The sequence below is a fragment of the Chitinophaga sp. genome (assembly GCF_035564935.1).
Lineage (GTDB): Bacteria > Bacteroidota > Bacteroidia > Chitinophagales > Chitinophagaceae > Chitinophaga.
The window spans coordinates 1-11,817 of the sequence record NZ_DATMTE010000633.1; the positions used below are offsets into that span (position 1 = coordinate 1).

The following is an 11,817-nucleotide window of genomic DNA, read 5'->3' on the forward strand; positions in this document are numbered from 1 at the left end:
ATGTGGTAACTGCCCCATAGGGACGTCTGTAGAAATTGCACCATAACTGGAAATAAAATCATATAATCTATTCTTTATCAAATAATATGTCAGGCATGGATCATTCCCATAGCCGTCAAATATTAACCCTATTGGAACATATCGTTTTGTCTCATAATACCTGTGAATTGCCCGGATAGTTGCTTTCTGTCTTAAAAGAGAAACTAAAGTCAGATGCACTTCATATTTCCGGGAGTATAAGAACTTAGCTAAATCTATTATCCCATTTACGTCTTGTCCAATTTTTGGAAAAACGAGGTTGTACTTTAAATCAATGCACTTCAATGCTAAAGAAGGTGCCTGTGGATCCGGGTTCGCAATTATCAGACTTGACTCTTCATGCACTAACGACGCTCCAAAGGCATATACCGAGTATTCCGGCAGCTTTCTTTTCGCAAAATCTGCATCTAAAATTATTGCGCCAAAGTTATCTGCTATATGGCAGGCAATAAAGGATTTACCAGATGCAGGTAAACCAATCAGGATAAATGCTTGTCTACTCCGGTCAATACCACCAACAGGTAAGGCTCCTCCTTTACCCAAACATATATCGTCATCGTTCTCCAGCCTCGTTTTGAGCAATAACTCGTTTACAATTGAATCTCTTAATTGTGCCCTGGATGCTTCATCAAAGAAATGCTTATCTCTATACGCATTACTTGAATATGTTTGCTTTTCATATGGTGCATTCAGAATACCGATCTCCCCTTCAACTATGCCCGGAATAATTCCTTCCAAACCAGATGGATCAAAGTCAAGCACGTGCTTTAAAAAGAACTCAACCTGTTTTTCTTCTATTAAAACTCTTGAATATTTCTGACTCATTAACTATTATCCAATTTATTGATGCTGTGTACCCTTCATTGTTTTACTTAACGAAAGTATTTCATCATTACCTAACATCTGCGAACAAAAGGTTAATAGAAAATGATTAACAAAAATGGAGAAAGACGACAAGCAAACCTGTCGTCTTTCCATCAATTCCTTCAAAAAAAAATCACCACACAAAAGTAGCCACACTTCCTGCCGGTAAAAGAGGGATCACCTGTTTCCCCTGATATTTCAAATTAAAAGAAGCCGCCGCGTTATTATCATTCAATACAATCAGCACTTTTTTTCCATCAGGGCGTTTAAAGGCCACGCTGTATAAATTGCCCCCGTTGTTGCTGCCTATCCGCACTGCGCCTGCGGGTACAAACCTGGAGGCATGCGCAATGATGTACCAGGCTACATTGCGCGTAACATTGTTGCCGCTGATGGTAAGCGCGCCTTTACATTCGGTGCAGCCGCCCGGTGTATGCGGGCCGTAGCCCGGGTCGTTAGCCAGGTTCCACTCCAGCGCGGTGCGACTGTAATTGCGCATACTCCCGATGATCACGTTTTTGATATGCCATCTCAGGTCGCTGTCAAAACTGCCGGTAGCGCTGGTCCATTGTTCGGTAAAATACAATGCCTTATCCGGTGCTGCTGTGTGCACCGTGGATAAAGCGCTGATATCGCCGGCATACAGGTGAAAGGCACTGCCGTGCACAAATTTCGCGGCTGCTGCATCTGCCAGGATGGTGAGCGGATAATCGGGGTGATCACAGTTATGATCGTATACAATAATTTTGGTGGTGAGCCCTGCTGTCGTAAAGGCCGGCCCGAGGTTGTTTTTGATAAAGTCGCGTTGTGCTTCCGCCACCATTTTCAGGCTGGGGTTATTGTCGGGGTTGAGGGGCTCATTCTGCGGAGTAATAGCATCAATGGGAATACCGGCGGCTTTCATTTGCTGCACATATGTTACGAGATACTGCGCATATGCTTCGTAGTACTGCGTTTGCAGGATGCCGCCTTTAAAGGAGCCGTTATCTTTCATCCATACCGGGGCGCTCCATGGCGTAGCCAGTATTTTCAGTTGCGGATTAATGAGTAATATTTCCTTCAGCAGGGGAATCAGACCAGTGCCGGAGGCCATATCCGGCTGTAGTGAAAAATGCGCCAGTGGCAGATCGGTTTGTCCTGCGGGCACATCATTGTAGGTGAACGGCATGGTGTTCAGATCAGAGGCGCCGATGCTGATACGCAGGTAACTGATACCGATGCTGCCGGTGGTATTGCCAAACAATTCCTGCAACAGCTGTTGTTTTGCGGTAGTACTCATGGCATTGATCAGCTGAGCGCTGCCACCGGTAAGGGTGTAACCGAAACCCTCCACTTCCTGGAAAGTAGTTGCGGTATCAACTTCAATGGTCGTGTAACCATTAGCGTTAGCAGTGGCGAATACGGGTTGTATGTCTGCTTGTTTCAGCAGGCTTTGCTGATCACCACTGGTAATCCAGTAGTTTACCGTGGCGCCGCCGGTGCGGTTGGTATCTGCCGGGGTTACGGGTTGTGTTATGCCTTTGCTGCCGGAGCAGGCGGAAACCGCAAGGGCGCCTGCAAATATGATATAATTGAATATTTTCTGCATATGGAATAACTATTTAAACAAAGAGCCTGGTGTTATCCAGGCTCCCGTTCCGTTTTCATTTTTATAATTTTCAGGCACTTACTTGTTGATGTTTGGATTACTGTCTATTTCGTCCTGTGAAATAGGAAAGTATAATTTATCCGCAGTTACATTGTAGTTCAGGTTTTTACCATCACCATCTTTCTGGGCATTCATCACGGCGATGGCGCGGTTGGTGCGCAGCAGATCGTACCAGCGGTGGCCTTCAAACGCCAGTTCCAGTTGTCGTTCCTTTTCCACTGCGAGACGGAGCTCTGCCTGGGTTCTGGCCGGGGTATCGCCCAGCTTTGCACGATGCCGGATCTTATTGATGTAGTATTGAGCGCCGTTGGTGGTGTTATCCAGCTTATTCAGCTCTGTTAATGCTTCTGCTTTCATGAGCAGGATATCTGCATAACGGAGGCGGTAGGTGTTGCTTTTACCATCGGCATCATTGTATTTGTAGATCACGGGAACAGGTTGTTTCCAGTAATCATCTGTCCAGGAAACATTTACAAATTTTATGCTGGCTGCTTTCCGCACTGCATCGCCTTCTGCATCAAAGGCAGCCACAATAGTGTGGGATGGAATGTTGAACTTTTTCCAGTCGCCCCACATAAACGGTGTATTCATGCCCGCTACCCAGTTCTGGTGTAAGATGCCATCGAACTGTGTTTCCCAGATGGATTCAATATTGTTTTTTCCTGCTACGGTGAACAGGGTACCGAAATCGGGTACCAGGTCATAACCACCTGCTGTTACCGCGTCGCAATAGGTAACTACTTTATTCCAGTCGGGGTTGGGTTTCTGGGCATATACTTTTGCAAGAAGGGCATTTACCGCGCCCTTTGCAATAATTCCTTTGTTACCGGCAGGCGGATTATCACGTACGCGGGTGAGGGCATATTCCAGGTCTTTGATGATAAAATCATACACTTCTTCCGCCGGTTTCTTAGACACATACATACTCTGCAGGTCGGATGGAATAGCAGTGATGATGGGCACTTCCTTCCAGCTCCTGATCAGGTTAAAGTAATGCCAGGCACGCAGGAAAGAGGCTTCTCCCATAATCTCCTCGCGGCGCTCGGGTGTTAATCCTTTATCATCGGTAGTTGGTGTGATGCTCAGGATAAGGTTACAGTTCTTTATATCGGTAAACAGGTATCTCCAGTCCCGCTTCACATTACCATTGATGGAATTAACGGTGAATTTATCAATAGAAAAGTTGGCGGCGTTATCGCCACCGGCGTAGGCATTATCTGCCGTTACATCTCCATTGGTCAGGAAGTCGGAGGTATAATATTCATCATACAGGTTATCATAAGCGCCCAGCAGCAAAGATTCTGCGGTAGCTGTTTCCGACTGGGAAACCGGCTTTTTGTCCAGCAGGTCCTTCGTACAGGACGACAGCAAAAACACACTGAATAAACCGGTTGCTATATAAGAAGTGAATTGTTTCATACTTGGAATAATTAATTGTTAAGACTAAAACTCAGCATTCAAACCAAAAATAAAAGCACGGGCCTGTGGGTAGGTTCCGTAGTCAATGCCCATAGCCGGACCATTGGCGGGATCTTTACTTACTTCCGGATCCAGTCCTTTGTATTTGGTAAATGTCAGCAGGTTTTGTCCTGTTACATATACATTCAGCCGGCCTACACCGATATGTTTCAGCATCTCATTTGAAAATCCGTAGCTCAGCGTAGCTGATTTCAGACGCAGGTAAGAGCCATTTTCCACGAAGCGGGAAGATGAAGCACTGTTAATGGTATTTCCCTTTTCCGCCTTGGGAATATCTGTTACATCACCTGCCTGTTTCCAGCGGTGCAATACAGCTGTGCTCTGGTTTTTGGAATCATACAATCCTTCCAGTTCCATGCGGGTTGCATTGAAGATGTCGTTGCCCTGTATGCCCTGGAAAAATACGTTCAGGCTAAATCCTTTGTAGCTGATGTTATTGGTGAGGCCATAGATGAAGTCGGGCTGTGCATTGCCGATCCAGGTACGGTCGCCATCCGACAATTTTTTATCCCCATCAAGATCAGCATAGATCATGTTACCGGTAGCGGGATCCACGCCCTCTGATACGTAGCCATAAAATGCGCCGAGGGGATGACCCGGTTCTACGCGGATAGCGTTACCTCTTTCATATACATCTCCATAACCTAAACTTGGTGTAGGTCCGAGGTTCAGCACCTTATTGCGGTTCATGGAAATATTACCGTTGGCGTTCCATTTCACTTCCTTATCAATGATCACTGCATTTACACCCAGTTCGAGACCTTTATTTTCTATGCTGCCCACGTTGTAACGCTGGGTACCAAAGCCGGAGCTGGCCGGTGTCTGAATATCCACCAGCAGGTCGTTGGTTTTTTTGATATAGGCATCGGCGGTAATGTTGATGCGGTTATTGAAGATGCTCAGGTCCACACCCACGTTGCTTTGCGTGGTTTTTTCCCAGGTAAGATCGTTCTTTGGCAGGTTGGTGAAGTTCAAACCACCGGTACCATTGCTGGTGAACAGCCTGCGCCAGTCGTAATCACCGATACCGTCGTTACCGGTTTTACCCCAGCCTGCGCGGATCTTCAGGTCATTTACAAATCCTCCCTTATTAAAAAATTCTTCATTGGAAATGCGCCATGCTGCGGATACAGACGGGAACCAGCCGTAACGTGCATCCGGTGCAAACCTGGATGAACCATCATAACGCATGGTAGCCGTGAGCAGGTATTTATCGGCGTAGCCATAATTCAAACGGCCCAGGTAAGAACGTTTGCCCCACTGGCTTTTGGTTACTTCCTGTTTTTCGCGGATGGTAGAACCTGTGAGTGTAGGAATCTTATCGCTGGTATATCCTTTGGCAATATCATCTGTGAAATTGTAGTCTGATTCCTGCATGGTATGGCCTACCATGGCGCCTACATTGTGTTTGCCAAACTGTTTGTTATAGGTCACGGTGTTTTCCCATAACCATACAAAACGTTCTATCGACTGCGACTTACCATAACCGATCTTATCTTTTGCACCATAGTCGGTGGAATACGGATCCAGGAAGTAATCGTAGCGGTAACCTTCTGATTCAGCGCCCAGGTTGGAGCGGAAATGCAGTTCGGGCAATATCGTGAAATCAGCGCTTACATTACCCAGGAAGCGGTTGTTAATAGCTTTCTGCTGCGGTGCAAAAGCATAGGCAATAGGGTTCTGCCAGCTCCTGTTATTGGGGTTGGAAGTGTAAGTGCCATCCGGGTTAAAAATACCGATGGTTGGCGGCGATGTTAAAGCCGACAGGATGGTACCGCCTCTTGCTACACCGTTATTATCCGGTACATCTACATAAACGGACCTGTTGAACGACAGGTTGGAAGCCAGCGTGAGCCAGTCTTTCACCTTATTATCAATGTTGGCCCTTACAGAATAACGGTCGTAATCTGCCGGAGCTACCACGCCTTTCTGTTTCTGGTAACCACCCGCTACATAATAATGTCCTTTATCGCTGCCACCGGAAGCGCCTACCTGGATATTTTGTTCACGGCCGGTTTTAAATGTTTCCTTCTGCCAGTCGGTGTTCAGGTTGCCGGGATCAGTAATGCCCAGTTCTGTCAGCAGGTCTTTGTATTGGGCGGTGTTCAGCACATCCACTTTCTTTGCGAAGTTGGACATACCGGTATATGCGTTCACAAATACCTTCGATTGATTGGTACCTTTCTTTGTGGTTACGAGCACCACCCCGTTTGCGCCGCTGGCGCCATAAATGGCTGCGGAAGACGCATCTTTCAGCACGGAGAAACTTTCGATATCATTTGGATTCAGGAAATCGATGTTAGGCACAATCACGCCGTCTACTACAAACAGCGGGTTGTTGCTGGCATTCAGCGAGGTATTACCACGGATACTTACATTGAGGCCCGCGCCGGGTTTACCCGATGGCGCGGTAACAGTAACACCGGCGGCCTGGCCCTGTAAGCCTGCTGCGGCGCTTACAATGGGACGGCTTTCAAAAGCGTCTGCCTTTACTACCGATACTGCGCCGGTAATGTCTTTCTTCCGCTGGGTACCATAGCCCACTACCACTACTTCATTGAGCTTACTGTTTTCTGCCAGCAGCTTAATGGCAAGGTTGGTTTGCTCACCCACCGTTACTTCCTGCGGCTGGTAGCCAATAAAGGAGATCACCAGTACCGCCTGTTTATCCGGAACGGAAACGGTGAATTTACCATCTACCGAAGTAGTGGTACCGGTATTGCTGCCTTTCACTCGCACCGTGGCGCCGGGTACCGGCATTCCATCATCGCCGCTCACCACACCGGTTACCACAATATTCTGACGGCCATCTTCAGGCGTAGCGTACAGCAGGATCTGCTGGCTATCTATCACCCTGAAATCGATGCCCATAGGTTTTAAAATATCATCAAAAAATTCCTTCAGCTGTCTGGACTTCAGCGCTACGGATACCTTCCGGTTCACATCCACCATATCACTGCTATAGGTGAAGCTCACGCCTGTTTGGTTGCGGATCTGGTTCAGCAGCTTCCGCACGGAAGTTTGCTCTGCCGAAATGGAGATCGGTTTTTCCAGCACAGACTGCGAGTTTACCTTATTGGCGTACAGCGACAGTGAAAAAACGGAAGCAAGAATAAGTTGAACAGCAGTTAATCTCATAACGTAGTAGATTACGGCAGCGAATCGCTTTTTTTTCATAACTTGTGTGGCTTTGTTTCGTTAATTGAAAGTTTGCGGATATAGAGCATTTTAACCGCGGCAAACGGTTAATTTTACTAAACTGGTAATGCCCCACATTACCAGTTTTTTTCTTTAAAACTTTTATACAGCGTTTGTTAATTACATCCTTTTCCTTTTATATAAATGGTTGTTCCTTTTATTTCATATGATGCCTGGATAGATTGGCAAATAATATCCAGTTTCTCGTATAGATCCTGTTTGGTGATATCTCCCGTAAAATGACAATGACTGAAACGCGTATTATCGGTTTCAATGTTAATAGCATAAGTTTCTTCCAGCGCTTTTAAAACGTCCTGCAGGGAAGCGTCTTCATAAGCAAATTCCCGTTGCTTTTCCGGCGCGGTTACCGGTTTCGGATCATCTACCAGCGAAGTGGTAAACTGGCTGTTTTCTGTTTTATAGGTAACCTTCTGGTTGGGAGTGATAATAATGCTGTTGGAAGATGCGGTAAACAAGGTGTCCCTCTTTTTCTTCCGTTCATAAACAGATACCTTACCGGTTATTACAGCTACTTCTACTTTGTGACTGGCTTTATCGTGGCTTACATAAAAGCTGGTGCCCAATACTTCCGCCAGCACGCCTTCACTGGTATGTACAATAAAGTGTTTACCGGCGTCATGCGCTATCTCGAAAAATGCGTTCCCGCTCAGGTACACATCCCTTGTATGCCCTCCGAATGTTTCCGGATAGTATATAATGCTGCCAGGTTCCAGTTTTACTTCCGATCCGTCGCTCAACGCCACTTCCCGGTTGGATTCCGTTTCATTGAAAACGGATACATATCCGCCGGGAATGGGTTCCTGCGTAAACAGGTCTTTTGGCGTAGCTGCCGGCCGGTGCGATAACCAGTACCAGGCGCCTGCCGCCACCAAAACCAAACAACCTGCCGCCGCCAGTCTTGCTATCCGCCGGGGCCGCATCCGCACCACCGGTGTTTCCGGTTCCGCGTTATTTACGGTGGCCGTTACATTAGACCAGATACGGCTTTCAATACGCTGTTTTTCTTCCGCAGATATCTCTATTTCACTTTCATCAATAAAAGAGCGGTACCAGGCCAATACCAGTTTCTCTTCCTGCGGAGTGTATTTTCCCGAAAGATATTTTTCAAGCAGGTCGTCAAATTCATATTGGCTCATGGCATCAGTTTGTCTGATATGATTGACGCACTACTGAATTAAATCCCTAAAAAGAAGTAAAAGAATTTTACAGGAAGGACGACATATAGCCCCGGAGCCGCTGCCGCAGCAGTTTTATGGCTTTTGTGATATGGTATTCCACGGCTTTTTCGGTGAGGTCGAGGTTGCCCGCAATTTCGCGGACCGATTTATTTTCAAAACGGCTGAGCCGGAAAACCGCCTGTGTTTTCTCAGGCAGCTCCTGCAAGGTTTTTTCGATGTCTTTCAGCAAAAGTCCCCTGTTCACCTCTTCTTCGGTGGTATTCACCAGCGGATCGGCGTCTAATGTTTCCATGTATTTTTCCGCCGTTATTTTTCTACGCTGGGAATCATGCAGGATATTCCGCAGCGAAACCGCCAGGTAAGCGCCTATATTGTGGATCACCACTTTGCGCCGGTTGGTCCACAACCGTTCAAAGATGGTTTGTATCAGCTCTTCCGCCTCCTGCCGGGAAGTAGTGCGCTTCACCGCAGCACTGTACAGTTTGAACCAGAATCGTTTATAGATTTCTTCAAACGCACGCATATCTTCACTCACCTGGAAAGCTGTCACCAAATCCTCCTCATCATACAGGGAATAATTGCTGCTGTCTTCTTTCATATTGCTCTACCAAACCTAACCGGCAAAATAAGCGCTTTTCTCCCGGATGCCCAAAATACCTTTCCGTTTATCAGCGCTTTTCCGCCACTGCGCGACATCTACGTATTTCTGAATTTACGCACTTATCCGCTTGATAACGAATGAATTTAGGCGGAGCTTTGCTAAAGCAGCAGGTGCTGTTGTAACAGTACAAACAGTCCCCAAAAAGTTCCGATGATAAACACCCCAAAAGCACCTGCGCTTATTTCAGATAACCCCAAAATAAAATGTCATGAGCTACCAGTTCAAAGGCAATTTAAAAGGACTTCTGTGCGATAAATACTGCATAGAAGCCATTGCCAACGTTAAGATCAGGCTTTACCGCGCGGCCGTTTCCCGGGAAGTGGTGCTGCAGGCTACCGCCGCAGAAAAAGAAACCTTCCATGAAGTATCCGCGGAAGCCGCCAAAAAGAAAGCCGGCAACCTGCTGGCGGAAACCCTCACCGATGCGGAAGGTAACTTCGCCTTCACCCTCGGAAGGGAAAGCAAATATGAAGGCGAAGCCTTTGATATCGATTTCGAATGCGGCAATGTGCCACGGCCCAAACCCTATCCCGGCCCGCTGCCCACCCTGCAGTTTCACATTACCACACTGCAACCCCGGTGGCGCGCACAGGAAAATGACTTCCTGGCTTCCTGGGAATATACGATCCCCAACCGCTGGTGGTGCCTTATCCGGGCCAGATACGACGCCTGGGTTATTTGCGGCCGCGTGATCAACTGCAAAACCCAGAAGCCCCTGGAAGGCTTGCGGGTAGCAGCCTTTGATGTAGACTGGCTACAGGACGATCCGCTGGGCAGCCAGCTCACCGATGCCAGCGGCCATTTCCGGATCGATTATACTATGGCCGACTTCAGCCAAACCCTGCTTTCCCCCTGGCTCAATGTAGAATGGCCCGCCGGCCCGGATCTTTATTTCAGCATCACGGAACCGGTATCCGGCGCCGTATTGCTGAAGGAGGACCGCAGTACCGGTCACCGCGCGGACCGTACCAACCGGGGTCCCTGCTTCTGTATTGAACTTTGTGTACCGGACGACATTATCCCAAACAATGAAGTACCTGCCCTTTTTGAAAGAGTAGGCGCCTACGACATAGGTCCTACCGGCGCCCAGTTTGATGCACAGGGATACACCACCGATATCCCCCGCCTCTCCTTCTACGGGGCACTGGACCTCAACGGTACGCTGCCCAGCGGCACCAACTCCAATGAAATGGAATACCGCTTCCGTATTATCAACGCCGATACCAGTTATGAGCTTAGCGCCACACAGGTGCTCAGTGCATTGCTGCCTTTCAAAATAGGTGAACTGCTGAAACAAACCGGTCCCACCACCTGGACACATGAATCCGTGATTGTTACCCCGGCCCTTAACAGCGCCGGCGAAGTATGGATCCCCGTGCCCCGCGGCAATAACCTCACCACCGGTATCTTTACCCCTACCAATGGTGTGCTGGCCATCCTCAATACTTCGCAACTGGCGCTCAATGCTGCCGGCACCGCCTTCGCCAGGGATAACTTTGATCTTACCGCCCCTTCCGTTCTCGTAGCCGGTAACGCAGTACCAGCCGCACAAAGAGCCGATATCCATACTTTCAGGATCATTTTCGAAGCCAGGAAAGTAGGCACCACTACGCTCACCGCCATCAATACACTGGAGAAAATAGTAGTATCCAATGTAAATTATAAACAAAGAAGACACCCGGGCTGGGGCTATACCGGCGATGAAAATATTGTTGCGGCAGCCATGCTCGAAATCGGTGAAACTACCGGCAGCGGCCACGGTTGCGGCGGTATAACCACCACCGTTACCGCACAGTACACTATTGCACACCCGCACATCGAAGCATTTACCATCCGCTTTGAAGGCAACCCGGTACTCCCGGCGGCTTTCAACGGCGGGCCACCACCGGCTGCAGCAGAATACCACAACAACAGCCTGGTGTTCTCCACCACCGGCATGGAACCATGCGCGTATATCCTTTGGCTGGACCTGCAGCTCGGTCTTACCAACGGTTACCAGAAAATACCGCTGGTACATGATCATATTGCTTTCTGTAAAACAGCATAGCATAAAAAAAGCAGCGAAGATTTCTCTTCGCTGCTTTTTATCTTATTAAATTATTTTACAGAAAACCTTTCAGGATCGCTTTAAGAGATAGAGGAACAGGAGCAGGGTAAAGTTGCGGAACTGCTCACGTAAACGTTCGTGGGCCCGGTAGATCAGTATGTTGGTAACCCCTGTGTTCATGTGCATGATCTCTGCAATTTCCTCGTAAGAAAGATCCTCATAATACTTCAAAAATACAGCCTCCCGCTGCCGGTTAGTTAAAGTGCTGTGTAATACATCTGCCTGCGCGCTGAGTTCTGCCATCCGCTCTTTCTTCACCATCGGGTGTTCATAGGTAAGTTCAAACTGGAAGGGAATATGCTCCCCGCTCAGTTCTTCTTCATGCCGGGATGGATTGTACTCCAGCTTACGGAGCAGGATACGCCGGAAGGAAAGATACAGGTATTGCTTCACCACCGCCGGACGTGCAATACGCTCCCTGTTTTGCCATAGCTTCAGGAAAAGATCCTGCATGCTTTCTTCTATGCATACATTATCGGGTGTAAATTTAAATCCGTAATTCGTGAGCGGGGAATAATACTGTTCATATAATCCTTCCAGGGCTTTTACATCTCCTTCCTTATAGGAGTACCATAATTCATTATCATGCATGATGTTGGAATGATGGGATTAGTTCCAAAGA

The 11,817-nt window shown here is 47.8% G+C and carries 8 protein-coding genes; 1 reads left to right on the forward strand and 7 read right to left on the reverse strand.

The features are described from left to right. From VN105_RS16065 to VN105_RS16090, 6 genes are all read right to left on the reverse strand, one after another. A partial coding sequence (locus tag VN105_RS16065) for a zeta toxin family protein (RefSeq protein ID WP_325642546.1) occupies positions 1-864 on the reverse strand: 864 nt, incomplete at its 3' end. A 172-nt stretch (positions 865-1,036) separates the two neighbouring features. After that, complete coding sequence (locus tag VN105_RS16070) at positions 1,037-2,491, reverse strand: glycoside hydrolase family 30 protein (RefSeq protein WP_325642547.1); 1,455 nt, start codon at positions 2,489-2,491, stop codon at positions 1,037-1,039. Positions 2,492-2,569: 78 nt separating this feature from the next. Continuing rightward, entirely contained in the window at positions 2,570-3,970 is a 1,401-nt protein-coding gene (locus tag VN105_RS16075; protein WP_325642548.1) for a RagB/SusD family nutrient uptake outer membrane protein, read from the reverse strand. A gap of 24 nt (positions 3,971-3,994) precedes the next feature. Further along, the gene (locus VN105_RS16080) at positions 3,995-7,168 is read right to left on the reverse strand and encodes a TonB-dependent receptor (protein ID WP_325642549.1); all 3,174 of its coding nucleotides are present in this window, start codon (positions 7,166-7,168) and stop codon (positions 3,995-3,997) included. A 176-nt stretch (positions 7,169-7,344) separates the two neighbouring features. Then, positions 7,345-8,385 carry a FecR family protein gene (locus VN105_RS16085; RefSeq protein ID WP_325642550.1) on the reverse strand — a complete coding sequence of 347 codons (1,041 nt, stop codon included), beginning with the start codon at positions 8,383-8,385 and terminating at the stop codon, positions 7,345-7,347. Between the two features lie 67 nt (positions 8,386-8,452). Next, positions 8,453-9,025, reverse strand: coding sequence for an RNA polymerase sigma factor (locus VN105_RS16090; RefSeq protein WP_325642551.1), 573 nt, complete (start codon positions 9,023-9,025; stop codon positions 8,453-8,455). Between the two features lie 271 nt (positions 9,026-9,296). Between VN105_RS16090 and VN105_RS16095 the strand changes: the two genes are divergently transcribed. Continuing rightward, complete coding sequence (locus VN105_RS16095; protein ID WP_325642552.1) at positions 9,297-11,135, forward strand: hypothetical protein; 1,839 nt, start codon at positions 9,297-9,299, stop codon at positions 11,133-11,135. A 69-nt stretch (positions 11,136-11,204) separates the two neighbouring features. Here the strand turns inward: VN105_RS16095 and VN105_RS16100 are convergent, their stop codons facing one another. Then, positions 11,205-11,786, reverse strand: coding sequence for a sigma-70 family RNA polymerase sigma factor (locus tag VN105_RS16100; protein WP_325642553.1), 582 nt, complete (start codon positions 11,784-11,786; stop codon positions 11,205-11,207). Positions 11,787-11,817 lie beyond the last annotated feature (31 nt).